Annotated in this window: 14 protein-coding genes; 11 read left to right on the forward strand and 3 right to left on the reverse strand. The window is 60.9% G+C overall.

All coding sequences use genetic code 11. The features are described 5' to 3' along the window. The first annotated feature begins 7 nt into the window (after positions 1-7). From F3H58_RS18035 to F3H58_RS18070, 8 genes are all read left to right on the forward strand, one after another. Positions 8-928, forward strand: a complete 921-nt coding sequence (locus tag F3H58_RS18035; RefSeq protein ID WP_149743148.1) for a LysR family transcriptional regulator — start codon at positions 8-10, stop codon at positions 926-928. A 135-nt stretch (positions 929-1,063) separates the two neighbouring features. After that, on the forward strand, positions 1,064-2,125 hold the full coding sequence (locus tag F3H58_RS18040) for a LacI family DNA-binding transcriptional regulator (RefSeq protein ID WP_149743149.1): 1,062 nt from the start codon (positions 1,064-1,066) through the stop codon (positions 2,123-2,125). Further along, positions 2,122-3,144, forward strand: coding sequence for an ABC transporter substrate-binding protein (locus F3H58_RS18045; protein WP_149743150.1), 1,023 nt, complete (start codon positions 2,122-2,124; stop codon positions 3,142-3,144). The genes F3H58_RS18040 and F3H58_RS18045 overlap by 4 nt, the downstream gene beginning before the upstream one ends. 167 nt (positions 3,145-3,311) lie before the next feature. Further along, complete coding sequence (locus F3H58_RS18050; RefSeq protein ID WP_149743151.1) at positions 3,312-4,139, forward strand: ABC transporter permease; 828 nt, start codon at positions 3,312-3,314, stop codon at positions 4,137-4,139. Continuing rightward, positions 4,136-4,915, forward strand: a complete 780-nt coding sequence (locus F3H58_RS18055; RefSeq protein WP_149743152.1) for an ABC transporter permease — start codon at positions 4,136-4,138, stop codon at positions 4,913-4,915. Before F3H58_RS18050 ends, F3H58_RS18055 begins: the two co-directional genes overlap by 4 nt. Further along, positions 4,908-5,933 (forward strand): ABC transporter ATP-binding protein, encoded by a 1,026-nt coding sequence (locus F3H58_RS18060; protein WP_149743153.1) that lies wholly within the window; start codon positions 4,908-4,910, stop codon positions 5,931-5,933. Before F3H58_RS18055 ends, F3H58_RS18060 begins: the two co-directional genes overlap by 8 nt. A gap of 2 nt (positions 5,934-5,935) precedes the next feature. After that, positions 5,936-6,856 (forward strand): nucleoside hydrolase, encoded by a 921-nt coding sequence (locus F3H58_RS18065; RefSeq protein WP_149743154.1) that lies wholly within the window; start codon positions 5,936-5,938, stop codon positions 6,854-6,856. After that, positions 6,853-8,646 (forward strand): adenine deaminase, encoded by a 1,794-nt coding sequence (locus tag F3H58_RS18070; RefSeq protein WP_149743155.1) that lies wholly within the window; start codon positions 6,853-6,855, stop codon positions 8,644-8,646. Before F3H58_RS18065 ends, F3H58_RS18070 begins: the two co-directional genes overlap by 4 nt. A 63-nt stretch (positions 8,647-8,709) precedes the next feature. On the opposite strand, the gene F3H58_RS18075 is transcribed toward F3H58_RS18070, so the two are convergent. The 3 genes from F3H58_RS18075 to F3H58_RS18085 form a co-directional block, all read right to left on the reverse strand. After that, complete coding sequence (locus tag F3H58_RS18075) at positions 8,710-9,903, reverse strand: hypothetical protein (protein ID WP_149743156.1); 1,194 nt, start codon at positions 9,901-9,903, stop codon at positions 8,710-8,712. 6 nt (positions 9,904-9,909) lie between these two features. Further along, positions 9,910-10,368 (reverse strand): hypothetical protein, encoded by a 459-nt coding sequence (locus F3H58_RS18080; protein WP_149743157.1) that lies wholly within the window; start codon positions 10,366-10,368, stop codon positions 9,910-9,912. Positions 10,369-10,578: 210 nt separating this feature from the next. Further along, positions 10,579-11,751 (reverse strand): M20 aminoacylase family protein, encoded by a 1,173-nt coding sequence (locus tag F3H58_RS18085; RefSeq protein WP_188128977.1) that lies wholly within the window; start codon positions 11,749-11,751, stop codon positions 10,579-10,581. A gap of 210 nt (positions 11,752-11,961) precedes the next feature. Here F3H58_RS18085 and F3H58_RS18090 point away from each other — a divergent pair, with 210 nt between their 5' ends. From F3H58_RS18090 to F3H58_RS18100, 3 genes are all read left to right on the forward strand, one after another. Then, on the forward strand, positions 11,962-12,669 hold the full coding sequence (locus F3H58_RS18090) for a phosphoribosyltransferase (RefSeq protein ID WP_149743159.1): 708 nt from the start codon (positions 11,962-11,964) through the stop codon (positions 12,667-12,669). Between the two features lie 207 nt (positions 12,670-12,876). Continuing rightward, a complete protein-coding gene (locus F3H58_RS18095) occupies positions 12,877-13,932 on the forward strand; it encodes a dipeptidase (protein ID WP_149743160.1) in 1,056 nt (351 codons plus the stop codon). A gap of 49 nt (positions 13,933-13,981) precedes the next feature. Then, positions 13,982-15,622, forward strand: coding sequence for an ABC transporter substrate-binding protein (locus tag F3H58_RS18100; protein ID WP_003523144.1), 1,641 nt, complete (start codon positions 13,982-13,984; stop codon positions 15,620-15,622). Position 15,623: the final 1 nt, after the last annotated feature.

Genomic DNA, 15,623 nt, shown 5'->3' on the forward strand with positions numbered 1-15,623 from the left:
ATGGCTCATGACGTCTCTCAGCCGCAAACTCCTGCCCTCCACCAGTGCGCTCGCCGCCTTCGATTCCGTGGCCCGGCTCGGCAGCTTTTCCGCCGCCGCCGATGAGCTTGCCCTGACGCAGGGGGCAATCAGCCGGCAGGTTATGTCACTGGAAGAACAGCTTGGCGTTCGGCTTTTCGAGCGCGGCGCACGCGGCGTGGCGCTGACGGCGGAAGGCCGTGCCTATGCAAAATCCATCGCGTCCGCCCTTGGCGAGATACGCTCCGCCTCCCTGCAGATCATGACCAAAACGCATGGCAATACCTTGAACCTCGCCATGCTGCCCACCTTCGGCACCCGCTGGCTTTTGCCGCGTATCCCGGATTTCGTGGCGAACCACCCCGAAATCACCATCAATTTCGCCACCCGCATCGGCCAGTTCGATTTTGAGCGCGAGCAGCTCGATATGGCGATCCATATCGGCCAGGCCGATTGGCCGGGGGCGGAGAGCACCTTTCTCATGCATGAAATGGTCGCGCCGGTGTGCAGCCCGCAATTTCTCAACGCCCATCCCGTGGAAAAGGGGGAAGACATCGCCGCCCTGCCGTTGCTGCACATGGCCTCGCGGCCGGGCGCATGGGGTCACTGGTTCGAAAGCCTGGGACTGTCGCTCGCCTTGCCGCAGGGCATGCGCTTCGAGCAGTTCTCCAGCGTGGCGCAGGCCTGTATCGCCGGGCTTGGCGTTGCGCTGATGCCCCTGTTCCTGATCGACAACGAGCTGAAATCCAAGCAGCTGGTCAAAGCCTTCGACCATCAGGCGAAAAGCCCCAGTTCCTATTATGCGGTGGCGCCGCTTTCGCGCGCCAATCATGTCCCGGTCGTCCTGTTTCGGGACTGGCTGGTGCGCCAGGTAGAGGCTTATCGCGCCGCCAGCACTCAGGCCCTGTAAAAATAATCGCTCTCTTTTCGGGCATTTAACCTTTGTGCCCAGCTTTTCGCCGTATTTCGCCGGCGCAGGACTCGACAGCAGCCCGAGCCTCGCTTATCCTGATTAAACGTTTAATCAGCCATTCCCGGATCATTCATGGCGTCGTCACGGCCTGCCACCAATCTGAGCGCGATAGCAGCGGCACTTGGCGTGTCGGTGGCAACGGTGTCCAATGCACTATCCGGCAAGGGCCGCGTTTCACCCGATCTGGTGGAGCGTATCCGCAAGACGGCAAGCGAACTGGGTTATGTGCCGAGTTCGGCGGGCAGGGCGCTGCGCACCGGCAGATCGGGCGTTTTGGGGCTGGTACTGCCCGATATCGCCAACCCTCTCTTCCCCCAGATTGCTCAGGCCATTGAAAAGGCAGCCGTTACTGCCGGTTACGGCGTGCTGATCGCCGACTCCCGCGGCGATATCGCCATGCAGACGGATGCGATCAACCGGTTGATCGAGCGCGGTGTGGACGGCATGGTTATCGTCCCGCGCCGCGGCACGCGCATCTCCGATGTCGATTGCCCCGTTGCCGTCATCGATAGCCCTTCGACGCCAGGCAATACTGTCGCCGCGGACCATTGGGATGGCGGACGGCAGGTGGGTGACTATCTGGCAGGACTTGGCCATCGCAAGGTGGTGCTGGTGGGCAAAAACCGCGACTCCAATGTGCAGAACGACCGTCTCGGCGGCATTCGTGATGGTCTCGGCAAGGCCTGCGTGACCCGGACGCTCTGGATCGACAGCCTCGAGGAGGCTGATGGTGCCGGCTGCCGGCTCGGACTTGCCGATCTGGTGGCGGAAGGTTTCACCGCCTTTGCCGCTATTTCCGACCTGCATGCGTTGCGAGCGCTGACCGAATTGCAGCGCGAGGGCATCGAGGTGCCAGAGAAGGCAAGCGTCACCGGTTTCGACGATCTCATCTTTTCTGGCGTGGTGACGCCGCCATTGACGACGATGCGTATGGATATGGGTCGCATAGCTGATCTCGCCGTGGCTGCCCTGCTGCGTGCGATAGAGGGGGCCACTGAAAATGGCATCGCGGGCGAAGTGACCGCAGACATCTCGAAAGTACCGATGGCGCTGATCATGCGCGGTTCCACCGGCAAGGCAAAGCATGACGCGATTGAAGCCAAAAAAACCACAGCAGGAGAACTCACACCATGAAAAAGATCATTCTTGCATCGGGCGCCGCCCTGATGCTGACGATGGGAGCGGCGCAGGCTGAGGACAAGACGCTGACGATTTCCGTCTACGCCTTTGCGCAGGATGAATTCAAGGAACTGGTCTATACGCCGTTTGAAGCCAAATGCGGATGCAAGCTGGTGGTCGAGACGGGCAACAGTGTTGAGCGTCTTGCCAAGATGGAAGCCAACAAGGCCAATCCGGTGGTTGATCTGGCCATCGTTTCCATGGCCGATGCGCTTTCCGCCACCCGCAAGGACCTGATCCAGAAGATCGACGCGTCCAAGGTTCCGAATATCGAAAAGCTCTATGACATCGCCAAGGATCCGAATGGCGACGGCATGAGCGTCGGCGTCAATTTTTACGCCACCTCCATCGTCTACCGCACCGACAAGATGAAGATTGACAGCTGGGCCGATCTTTTGAAGGACGGTATTGTCGATCACGTCGCTTTCCCGAATGTCACCACCAATCAGGGCCCGCCGGCGCTTTATATGCTCGGCAAGGCCATCGGCAAGGATACGCCTGATCTTGCCGGCGCCATCGAGGCCGTGGGCGAAAAGAAGGACGAGATCGTCACCTTCTACGTCAAATCCTCGCAGCTGGTGCAGTTGATGCAGCAGGAAGAAATCTGGGCAGCGCCGATTGGCCGCTTCTCCTGGGCGCCCTTCACCAAGCTCGACCTGCCGCTTGCCTGGGCGACGCCCAAGGAAGGCCAGACCGGCGGCATGAACGTGCTCGTGGTGCCGAAGGGTACGAAGAACGAGGATCTGGCGTTGCAGTTCATGGATTTCTGGCTCTCGACCGACGTTCAGAAGGCGCTGGCCGAAAGGCTGGTGGACAGCCCGACCAACAGGGAAGTCAAGGTTTCCGATGAGGTGGCGAATAACATTACCTATGGCGACGAAACCGCAAAAAGCCTCCAGCTCATTCCGTCCGACGTGACGCTGGATAACCGCGACAAGTGGCTGTCGGAGTGGAACGTGAAGGTGGGCCAGTAAGCCCATTCACCGTTTGGAATGGGGCATTTAAACGTCCGCAAGGACGGCTCCATTCCCGGAAAAGCGGTTCGGTCGTCCCCTGACCGCTTTTCCACCCTTTTTGATCGTAGGCCGGCGCGTCCGGCTGCCGTAACAACCGGCCCTCAGGCCGTTCAGGGAATAAACCCATGTTTCAGAACCGGGCCGAAGCGCTGGCGCTTGCCTTGCCTGCCGCAATTTTCGCGGCGGCGGTCTTTCTTGTGCCGGTCTTCATCCTGCTGTCGGAGGGCTTCCGCACCGCCGATGGCTGGACGTTGTCGGCTTATGCCGATTTCTTCACCGATCCGCTGAACCAGACGGTTTTCCTGCGCACCCTGAAGCTCGGTGCGCTTGTCACCATCGTCTCGGCGGTGGTGGGTTATGCGGCGGCCTTCGCCATCGTCAACCTGTCGCAGGGCGCGAAGGGGCACGTCGTCAATCTGGTTGTGCTGCCGCTGATGATTTCGCCCGTCGCTCGCACCTATGCCTGGATCGTCATTCTGGGTCGAACCGGCATCGTCAATCAGGCGCTGCAGGCCGTCGGCCTCAGCGACGGGCCGATCCGTATCCTGTTTTCCGAAACAGCCGTCTTTATCGGTCTTCTGCAATTGTTTCTGCCGCTGATGATCATCTCGCTCATCAGTGCGCTTGAGAATATGCCGAAGGATACGATTGCCGCTGCCCGCGTTCTCGGCGCGAACTGGTTTCAGGTGTTCTGGAAGGTCATCCTGCCGCTCACCAAGGAAGGACTGGTCGTCGGCGGCACGCTGGTCTTCACCGGTTCGCTCACCGCCTATATCACGCCCGCCATTCTCGGCGGCTCGAAGGTGTTGATGCTGGAAACCCTGCTTTACCAGCAGGTGACGGTTTCCAACAATTTCGTCTCTGCCAGCGTCATCGCCTTCATCCTGATCGTCATGAGCTTTGCCGCCAATATCCTGCTGAAGCGCATCGCCACCGCAAGGAACAAGAAATGACCCGGCAGCTCTTCATTCCGCTCACGCTTCTGCTTGTCGTCGGTTTCCTGATCGGGCCGTTCCTCATCATCGTCGCGGCCTCGTTTTCGGCCGGCGATACGCTCGCCTTTCCGCCGCAGGGCTTTTCGCTGAAATGGATCGCCAAGGTCTTCACGGTGGAAAGTTTTCGCGAAAGCTTTGCCATGTCGATGTTCCTCGCCATCGGCGGCACGTTTGCGGCGCTCATCCTCGGCATTCCGGCCTCCTACGCCATGTCGCGCTATAAGCTGCCTTTTGCCGAGACGGTGCGCACCATCGTTTCCGCGCCGATCATCGTGCCCGGCATCATTGTCGGCTTAGCGCTGCTGCGCTATTTCGTCGTGCCTTTCGGCATCGGCATCACGCTTGCTTTGTTCCTCGCCCACACGGCACTCATCCTGCCCTATGCGGTGCGGGTGGTGTCGGCCAGCCTCAACAATCTGCGTTCCGATATCGAGGAGGCGGCGGTGCTGCTCGGCTCGTCGCGGGTCGGGGCGTTTTTCCGCGTCGTGTTGCCGAATATTCGCGGCGGCATTCTCTCAGCCTTCATTCTCGGTTTCGTAACGAGCTTCAACCAGGTGCCGGTGTCGCTGTTCCTGTCAGGCCCCGGCGTTCGCACGCTGCCCATTGATATGCTGGGTTACATGGAAATCGTCTTCGATCCTTCCGTGGCTGCACTCTCCTCGCTGCTCGCCTTCCTTTCCATCGGCATCGTCTTCCTGGCCGAACGTTTTCTGGGGTTCTCCCGTTATGTCTGACGCAAATTACCTTTCGCTCAAAAAAGTCTCGCTCGCCTATGGCGGCAATGTCGCCGTCAAGGACCTCGATCTCGATATCCGCAAGGGCGAGCTGCTCGCGCTTCTCGGGCCTTCCGGCTGCGGCAAGACCACGACGATGCGCGCCATTGCCGGGCTGATGCCGGTGGCCGGCGGCCGCATTGATCTCGATGGGGCAGACATTACCCGCGTTGCCGCCAACAAGCGTGCCGTGGGTCTGGTGTTCCAGTCCTATGCGCTCTTTCCGCATCTGACGGTCTATGAAAACGTCGCCTTCGGCCTGAAGCTCCAGGGCATGAACGGCAAGGCGCTGGAAGACAAGGTCGCCTCCGGCCTGAAATCGGTGGGCTTGTCCAGCTTCGCCTCGCGAAAGCCGGCGGAGCTTTCCGGCGGCCAGCAGCAGCGCGTGGCGCTGGCGCGCTCCATGGTCATGGAGCCGAAGGTGCTGCTGCTCGATGAGCCGCTCTCCAACCTCGATGCCCGCCTGCGCCTTGAAATGCGCACCGAATTGCAGCGCGTACAGAAGGAGACCGGCGTGACGATGATCTTCGTCACCCATGACCAGATCGAGGCTTTGGCGCTGGCCGACCGCATTGTCGTCATGAAGGGCGGCAAGATTGAGCAGATCGGTACACCGGAAGAAATCTACAACGCGCCAGTTTCATCCTTTGTGGCGGATTTCGTCGGCTTCGAAAACATCTTCGCGCTGGAAGGCGGCGCGCTCAAAACCGCAAACCGCACAACACCGCTTCCCGGACCAGTCCTTTCAGCATCCGGACTGGCCTGGCGGCCGCGCATGGTCACCCTCGGTTCAGGTCCTTTCCAGGGAACCGTGCGCGGCACCTCCTTTGCCGGCAACAGCCGCGAATATCTGCTCGATACGCCGCTCGGCCCCATCAAGGCGGAAACGGACGCCGCCCTGACCTCCCACGCAATCGGCGATACGCTCGCCTTTGATCTGCCGGTCGAAAAGGCGGCAAGCCTCAAGGTGTTCAACTGACCATGGGTGTATGGATCGATACCGATATGGGCTTTGACGATATCGCCGCCATCATGGTGGTGCAATCGTCGGGCCTTGCCATCGACGGCATTTCGCTCGTCTTCGGCAATGCGACACTTCAGGCCATCTGCCGCAATGCCGCTGGCGCCGTCTCAGCCTTCGGCTGGTCGATGCCGATCCATCAGGGCCGCGCCATGCCGGTGCTGGGTGCACTCGAAACCGCACAATGCATTCTGGGCGATAACGGCATTCCGACCGTCGGCCAAAACTTGCCGGATGCGCCGGTCTTGCCGAAAAGCGATGCCTTTGCCGCCCTGTGCAACTGGCTCGAGGGTGATGGTGAGAAGCGCATTCTGGCGCTCGGCCCACTCACCAATATCGCCGCGCTTTGCCTTGCCCGGCCTGATCTTGCCGTCAGAATTTCCGATCTCACCTGGATGGGTGGCGGCGTGACCAGCGGCAACCACACGGCCTCGGCCGAATTCAACGCCTTTGCCGATCCGGAAGCGCTCGCCATCGTGCTCTCCCACGGCCTGCCGTTGCGCATGGTCGATCTGGACGCCTGCCGCAAAGTCACCGCCTCGCCGGCCGATGTGCTGCCGATCCGCAATGCCGGCGGCAAGAATGCCGGGCTGATTGCCGATCTGCTGGAAGGTTTCATCGGCATCGCCACCAGCCGTGGCAGAGACGCCATGGCGCTTTATGATCCCGTTGCCGCAGTCGCCTTTACCTCCGGTCTCATCGGCTGGCGTCATGCGCGGATCGATGTCGAGCTTCAGGCGACGCTAACGCGCGGGCGAACCGTGGTCGAGACCCGCGCTGAGAAAGCTCACGCCTTCAACGCGCATTTCGCCGAAACGGTGGATGCCGAAGATGCGAAGACGGCGATTCTCGAGGCGTTGCGCCGGGAGGCCGCCCGATGAGCGCGAACTTTCCGACACGCGAGCCTGCCGATCTCACCGATGATGCGCTGCGCAGCCGCGCGGTCGCCGCCGCACGCGGCGATGCACCTTTCGATGTTCTCGTCAGCGGCGGAACATTGGTGGATGTGGTGACGGGAGAGCTTCGCGCCGCCGATATCGGCATCGTCGGCGCTCTAATCGCCAGCGTGCACGAGCGGGCAAGCCGCAGCGACGCCGCACGGATCATCGATGCGGCAGGCGCCTATGTCTCGCCCGGCCTCATCGACACACATATGCATATCGAAAGCTCGATGGTCACACCGGCCGCCTATGCGGCGGCCGTGGTTGCCCGTGGCGTCACCACCATCGTCTGGGACCCGCATGAATTCGGCAATGTGCACGGTGTGGAAGGGGTGCGCTGGGCGGCGAAATCCATCCAGAACCTGCCCCTGCGCGCCATTCTGCTCGCGCCCTCCTGCGTGCCTTCCGCACCGGGGCTGGAGCGCGGCGGGGCGGATTTCGACGCCGCCGTTCTCGCCGATATCCTGTCATGGCCGCAGGTCGGCGGTGTCGCGGAAATCATGAATATGCGCGGCGTCATCGAGCGCGATCCGCGCATGAGCGGCATCGTGCAGGCCGGGCTTGCCTCGCAAAAGCTGGTCTGCGGCCATGCACGCGGCCTGAAGGGCGCCGATCTCAACGCTTTCATGGCGGCGGGCGTTTCTTCCGATCACGAGCTGGTCTCGGGCGAAGACCTGATGGCGAAACTGCGGGCAGGAATGACCATTGAGTTGCGCGGCTCGCACGATCACCTGCTGCCGGAATTCGTGGAAGCGCTGAATACGCTCGGCCATCTGCCGCAGACGGTGACGCTCTGCACCGACGACGTGTTCCCGGATGACCTGTTGCAGGGCGGTGGGCTTGACGATGTGGTGCGCCGTCTTGTCCGTTATGGCCTAAAGCCCGAATGGGCGCTGCGCGCCGCAACGCTCAATGCCGCCCAAAGGCTCGGCCGTGCCGATCTCGGCCTCATCGCCGCCGGCCGTCGTGCCGATATCGTCGTCTTCGAGGATTTGAGCGGTTTTGCCGCCCGCCACGTTCTGGCCTCGGGTAGGGCGGTTGCGGAAGGCGGGCATATGCTCGTCGATGTTCCGGCCTGCGATGCGACAGCGCTCGAAGGCTCGATGAAGCTGCCGCTACGCGTTGCCGATGATTTTCGGGTTGCCTCCGAGGGCGCGAAGGTGCGCCTCGCCACCATCGACCGCCCGCGCTTCACGCAATGGGGCGAGGCGGAAGCCGAGGTGAAGGACGGTTTCGTCGTTCCGCCCGAAGGCGCGACGATGATTTCCGTCACCCATCGCCACGGCATGGCCGAGCCGATCACCAGAACCGGCTTTCTCACCGGCTGGGGAAACTGGAACGGCGCCTTCGCCACCACCGTCTCGCATGACAGCCACAACCTCACCGTTTTCGGCGGCAATGCCGAGGACATGGCGCTTGCCGCCAATGCGGTGATCGAGACCGGCGGCGGCATGGCCATTGCCTCTGAGGGCAAGGTCACCGCGCTGCTGCCACTGCCGCTCTCCGGCCTCGTTTCGAATGCGCCGCTCGAAGAGGTTGCGCGGGCTTTTGAGGACCTGCGCGAAGCCGTCGGCAGGGTTGTGGAATGGCAGCCGCCCTATCTGGTTTTCAAGGCCTGCTTCGGCGCCACGCTCGCCTGCAATATCGGCCCGCACCAGACGGATATCGGCATTGCCGATGTGTTGACGGGCAAGGTGACGGAAAGCCCGGTGATTTCGGTTGTGGGGTGAGCGCCGGGCATTCTGGTGCTCTCTTCCCATTCCGGTGAATCGGCGCAGGCATAAACGCGGAGATTAAACGGAGAGGGGGCCGCCCACCTGCTTTTCGGCCCAGTCATGCGCCCAGCTGGCGCGCGAGCAATAACCCCGGCTGCCATCCTCGCCGAAAAACACGCCGGCCCAGAGCGGTGTCGCATCGTCCGTCAGAACCCAGCCGCCGGAATCGCCCTGCGTCGGCATGGGCGTGACGAGATGCCCGAGCGCGCCGCCAATCGGAATGACGGGCTGCGGCTTGAGTTCGATCTGGTCGCGAAAACAATAGGTCGACGTGCCTTCAGTGAAGGCGTAGCTGATCGCCAGCGAACCGAGCTTGCATTTATAGGTGCCGCTTTTGCCCCTGAGGGTCACGTTTTGCCCCGGCGTCAGGCTGGCGGCCACCCCACCCAATGAAGATGCTGCCGGTGCTTTGGTCAGCTCGATCAGCGAGAAGTCGAACATATTCACAGGCGGATCATTGCCGGGATAGGGATTGGGTATCGGCAGTACCACAGGATCGCAGACCGTCTGCGCCGGCAAGGGATGGAGCTTGGTATGATGTATCACCGCGCCGATCCGTTTTCCCGATACGTCTAAAATATCTTCGCCGGTGTTGGCGACATGGGCGCAGGTCATGCCGTATTGTTTTTTGCGCTCGTTGGTCAGCGTCCCGCCATAGGTGCCGGTTTCGCCGGCGCTGGTGGTGATTTCATCGCCGGCCGCAAAGGCAAGCCTTGCCCTTGGACGTTCCTCTATCCGGGCGGAAGCGACACTCCCATTAATGAGAGCGGTTAATTGGCGAAGCGCCGCAATGTCGCTACCGTCCTCCAGAGTCTCGGGTGCAGCTTTTGCCGGGGTCTTGAGTGGACCGTAAACGATGGTCATCACGACAGGACCGCTTCTCGTTGGGCGCGGGATCGCGTCCCACAGCGAAACGTTGCGCTTGAGGTCGCGGCGCCTATATCCTTGATAAGGCGTCTGGAACGTCCATTCCGGAAAAGCGAGGGGCAATCTCCACCAGTCGCGAAAAGGGCGACCGTCAAGAAGATACTCATACCGGTAGCGTTCGCTTTCCGGCAAGACGCCATCTTCTATATCGTAAAGCAGCATCCATAACGGATCCACGTCGAGGGTGAAGCCATGCACGATGGGGATTTCCGAGGCCGCCCGCGCCAATTGCGTCATGGCTTCGGAAGAGTCGAAATAGGCGCGCAGGTCCTCATAGGTCGGCATGGCCGCTTACTCCGGTTTGGGTTCGAAAAACCCGGCCACAAAGGTGAAGATCGGCGCGAGCAGGCCGGCCGCGAAAACGCTGTACCACTGGTGGACGAGAAAGACGGAGCCGCTCAGCGTATAGGCCCAGAGCACGAAGGCGATGGTGGAGATGATGGCATTCAAGAGCCATGGCTGGCCCGAGAGTTTACGACGGTAGAGATAGATCGGAGTACCGATGATGCCGAGGGCGAGAATTGCCCAGCTGACGATCACGGCCTGCGTGGAGACGACGCTATCCGCCGTGAGCAGGCTCAACCCGTAATGGGAATTGACCATTTTATCGACTGCAACATATAGGGCCACGGACTCTGCCGGAATATATTTGATAAGACGGTCGCGATAATCGTCAGGCGGCAGGTTTTTTAGCGACTTGGAGGCCAGACGCCCGTTGATCGCACTTTTTGGCACAACAAGTCTCGTCATGATGTTTGCCCGTTTGAAAAATTAGACCGGAAATAAATAACAAATGCGACTATACCGTGTATGTATACTAAATAAACGGTTGAGTCTATTGGATGTCGATGTATATGGGGTAGAATTATTGCGCGTAAGCAGTATTGTTTCGCCCCGATGCCGCGGGGCGATTATTGATCGGACGCTTCACATCTGAAAGCTGCGCCGGAACGGCCAATTTCACTCCGCCGCCAGTTCCTGCTCCACCAGTGTGGCCCAGAACGCCACGCCCGGCACGATGGCCGCATCGTTGAAGTCGTAGGAGGTGTTGTGGTGCAGCGCGCCATCCACCGCCGGGCCGTTGCCGAGCCAAACGTAGCAGCCGGGCGCTTCGCCGGCTAAGAAGGCGAAGTCGTCGCCGGCGGTCGATGGTGGAAAAGCGGTGCGGGTTTTGTTGCCGAAGACGGTTTTTGCCGCCCGTAGCGCCCGTTTCGTTGCATCCGCGTCGTTGATGACGGGCGGAATGCGGCGGATGAATTCATAACGCGCCTCGATGCCGAACATCGCCGCCGTGCCCTTCGCCAGCCGGCCGATTTCCGCCTCCAGCTGGTCGCGCACGTCAGCCGCATAAGCACGCGCCGTGCCGCCGATTTCGACGAGATCGGGAATGACGTTGAGCGCCTTCGGGTCGCCCGCCTGCACCGAACAGGCGCTGACCACGGCCGGCTGCAGCGGATCGACGACGCGGCCGACGATGGTTTGCAGCGAGGCGAGGAAGGTGCCCGCCGCCGTCACCGGATCGCGGCCGAGATGCGGCTTGGCGCCGTGGGTGCCGATGCCTTTGAACGTGACGCGCCAGCTGTCGGAAGAGGCGAGCTGCGCGCCTTCCACCACTGCCATTTCGTCGATGCCGAGCCCAGGCATATTATGCAGGCCATAGACCGCATCGCAGGGAAACAGGGTGAAAAGCCCGTCCTCCACCATTTTTTTCGCGCCGCCACGGCCTTCTTCCGCCGGCTGGAAAATGAAATGCACGGTGCCGGAAAAATCGCGGGTCTTTGCGAGGTAACGCGCCGCACCCAGCAGCATGGCGGTGTGGCCGTCATGGCCGCAGGCATGCATCTTGCCCGGAAATTTCGATTTATAGGGCCGGTCGGGCACTTCCGGCATGGCAAGCGCATCCATGTCGGCACGCAGGCCGATGCTGCGGGTGCCGTTGCCCACCTGCAGCGTGGCGACCACGCCGGTGCCGCCGAGACCGCGATGCACCTTCAGCCCGGCACGCTCAAGAAGATCGGCGACGATGGCGCTGGTTCTTTCCTCTTCGAAGCCCAGTTCGGGATGCGCGTGCAGGTCGTGGCGAAGCTCCGTCAGGAATGGCAGGTCCTCGCCGATGCGGTCCAGCAGTCTCATGGGCAGCTTGTCCTTGAATATGGGAAAAACCCGCGTCATAGGTGGGTTCGTCCGAATGCCTGTTGCTTTGTTTCCTTCTAGCTGAAAAAGCCAATGAAATGAACCCGCAGCATGTTGCGGTTGTTAAAATGCCTGATGTGAAGAACCGGGTTGGCGTGGCTGAAAAATGTGAGCGCCTTTCGCCGCCCCGCTCCTGAAAGGAAAAGAACGATGCCGTCATCCGCATCGCCCGTCGTCCCATCCCCCGCCGCGCCTCATGAGTTCTGGCAGAATATACTTCCGCCCGCCACCTTCCATACGGCCGGTCCGCATTCCACCTTCTTTCCGGCGGAGCTGGATGACGGCCGGCAGATCTGCCTGCCGATAAGGCCGCTGGCGGATGGCGAACATGCGCTCGCCTCGCTTATCGTCAATCAGGCCTCTTTCGAGGTGCTCGAGGCGCTGGCGGCTGACCTTGCCGCACAGCTTCTTCCCTTCAAGCCCGATGTCGTCATCGGCCTGCCGACGCTGGGGCTGACGCTCGCCGCCGCCGTCGCCCGGCATCTCGACCATTCCCGTTACGTGCCGCTCGGCACCTCGCGCAAATTCTGGTATCTGGAGGAACTGTCGGTGCCGATGTCCTCCATCACCACAAGGCAGGAAAAACGGCTTTATATCGATCCGCGCATGCTGCCGCTCATCGAGAACCGGCGGGTGGCGCTGGTGGATGATGTCATCTCCAGCGGCAGCTCCATCATAGCGGGTCTTTCGCTTCTCGCCGCCTCGGGCATTCGGCCCGCCGTCATCGGCGCGGCCATGCTGCAATCGGATCGCTGGCGGGAAAAAATCGCCGCTTTCGGGCCGGAATGGCCGGAGCGGGTGAGGGGTGTTTTTTCAACGCCGCTACTCACCAAAGCGGAAGGCGGCTGGCGCGCCTGACGAAGCGCAAATTCCGGCAAAAGCCAACTGGTGATAATTTCACCGCTGCCTAATTTGTGTCTTGCGAAGCTCGAAGAGATCGTCCTAAGATCGCCTCCGACAGACAATAGCGGTCGGCGAACAATGCGCCGGTTTGCTTTCGCGCGGTGTCATCCCGGCGTCTGCCCGCCCCCGTTTTGTTCTTTCCGATGACTGGAATTTCTTCCCATGCACGCAGTGTTCGACGGTCATAATGATGTGCTGCTTCGGTTGTGGCGCAACAGCAAGGCCGGTGCCGATCCGGTGGCCGAATTCAGGAATGGCACGCGCGAAGGCCATATAGACGGCCCGCGTGCGAGGGCAGGCGGTCTCGGCGGCGGCATCTGCGCGATCTATATTCCCTCCGGCGATCTTATCCTGCAGGAACCGGATGAAAGCGGCCATTACAACACGCCGCTCGCCTCCCCACTGGAGCGCCAGCCTTCGCTCGATATCGCCATGGAAAAGGCGGCGATTGCGCTGAGGCTCGACCGCGCCGGCGCGTGGCGGCTTTGCCGCTCTACGGCCGATATCCGCAAGGCCTTTGCCGAGGATATCTTCGCCGCCGTGCTGCATATGGAAGGCTGCGAGGCGATCGACGCCGATCTCGATGCGCTGGAGGTGTTTTACGCCGCCGGCCTGCGCTCGCTCGGCCCGGTCTGGAGCCGGCACAATATCTTCGGCCATGGGGTTCCTTTCTCTTATCCCATGTCTCCCGATACGGCGCCCGGCCTCACCGACGCCGGTTTTGCGCTGGTGAAGGAATGCAACAGGCTCGGCATTCTCATCGATCTCGCGCACATCACCGAAAAAGGCTTCTGGGATGTGGCGAAGACCACCAATCAGCCGCTGATCGCCAGCCATTCAAACGCACATGCGCTTACCCCCGTGGCCCGCAATCTCACCGACAGGCAGATGGATGCCATCAGGGAAAGCGGCGGGCTGGTGGGGCTTAATTATGCCGTGACCATGCTGCGCGCGGATGCGCGGGACATTGCCGATACGCCGCTTTCCGACATGGTGCGCCATATCGATTACATGGTGGAGCGGATGGGCATCGATTGCGTGGCGCTGGGATCGGACTTCGACGGCGCGACGATACCCGTCGGCGTTGCCGATGCGAGCGGCAATCACAATCTGGTTGCGGCGCTGAAATCGGCGGGCTACGGTGATGGAGAACTTGCTAAAATATGCCGGGAAAACTGGCTGCGTGTTTTGTCTCAGGCCTGGCACGAGGCGGCCTGAGAAGAGCTGAAGCGAACCAAATCAAGCTTATAACAAAAGGGGAGATCCTATGATCAAATCGCTCAACAAATCCATGCGTATTCTGAGCACCAGCGCCGCTTTGTCGCTGATGATGCTGGCCGCGCCCCATGCTTTTGCCGCAACGCCGGCCGATACGCTGGTCGAAGGTTTCGCCATCGACGACATCATCACGCTCGATCCGGGCGAGGCTTTCGAACTGTCTGCCGCCGAAGTCACCGGCAACACCTACAGCAAGCTGGTTTCCATCGATCTTAACGACACGTCCAAGGTTATCGGCGATCTGGCCGAAAGCTGGACGACCTCCGAGGATGGCCTCACCTATACGTTCAAGCTGAAATCCGGCCTGAAATTCGCGTCGGGCAATCCGGTCACGGCCGATGATGTGGCCTTCTCCTTCGAACGCGCCGTGAAGCTCGACAAGTCGCCGGCATTCCTGCTGACGCAGTTCGGCCTCAGCGGTGACAACGTCACCGAAAAGGCGAAGGCTGCGGATGCGAACACCTTCGTTCTGACGGTCGACAAGCCCTATGCGCCGAGCTTCGTGCTGAACGTGCTGACTGCAACCGTCGCTTCGGTGGTCGACAAGAAATTCGTGACGGAAAAGGCCAAGTCGGTCACGCCGAGCGCCGATTACAAATACGATACCGATTTCGGCAACGAGTTCCTGAAGACCGGTTATGCCGGTTCCGGCCCCTACAAGATCCTCGGCTGGAAGGCCAACGAAGCCGTTATTCTGGAAGCCAACCCCAATTATTACGGCGAGAAGCCGAAGCTGAAGCGTGTGGTCTATCGCCACATGAAGGAAAGCTCCGGCCAGCGCCTGGCGCTTGAAAACGGCGATATCGATGTGGCCCGCAACCTTGAGCCGGGCGACATGGAAGCGGTTTCCAAGAAGGAAGGCCTTGCCGTCACCTCCGCGCCGAAGGGCACCGTCTATTATTTCAGCCTCAACCAGAAGAACGAGAACCTGAAGAAGCCCGAAGTCATCGAAGCCTTCAAATATCTGGTCGACTACGATGCCATCGGTGCGACGATCATCAAGGGCATCGGCGAAGTTCACCAGACCTTCCTGCCGAAGGGCCAGCTCGGCGCACTTGACGAAAACCCCTACAAGCTCGACGTCGCCAAGGCGAAGGAGCTTCTCGCCAAGGCCGGCCTGAAGGACGGCTTCACCGTGTCCATGGATGTGCGCAACACCCAGCCGGTAACCGGCATTGCCGAAAGCGTGCAGCAGACGCTGGCGCAGGCCGGCATCAAGCTGGAAATCATTCCCGGCGACGGCAAGCAGACGCTGACCAAATATCGCGCCCGCACCCATGATATCTACATTGGCCAGTGGGGTTCGGACTATTTCGACCCGAACTCGAATGCGGAAACCTTCACCATCAACTACGACAATTCCGACGAGGGCAAGAACAAGACGCTCGCCTGGCGCAATGCCTGGGACGTTCCTGATCTGACCAAGGAAACCCAGTCGGCGCTTCTTGAGAAGGACAGCGCCAAGCGCGCCGCCATCTATGAAAACCTGCAGAAGGAAGTTCTGGCGAAGGGTCCCTTCGTCATCATCTTCCAGCAGACGGAAGTGGCGGGATATTCCGCCAAGCTGAAGGGCCTGAAGCTCGGACCGAGCTTCGACACCAACTTCGTCTACACCATTTCCAAGGAATGAT

It is taken from the genome of Rhizobium sp. NFACC06-2, from assembly GCF_900101425.1.
Lineage (GTDB): Bacteria > Pseudomonadota > Alphaproteobacteria > Rhizobiales > Rhizobiaceae > Agrobacterium > Agrobacterium leguminum.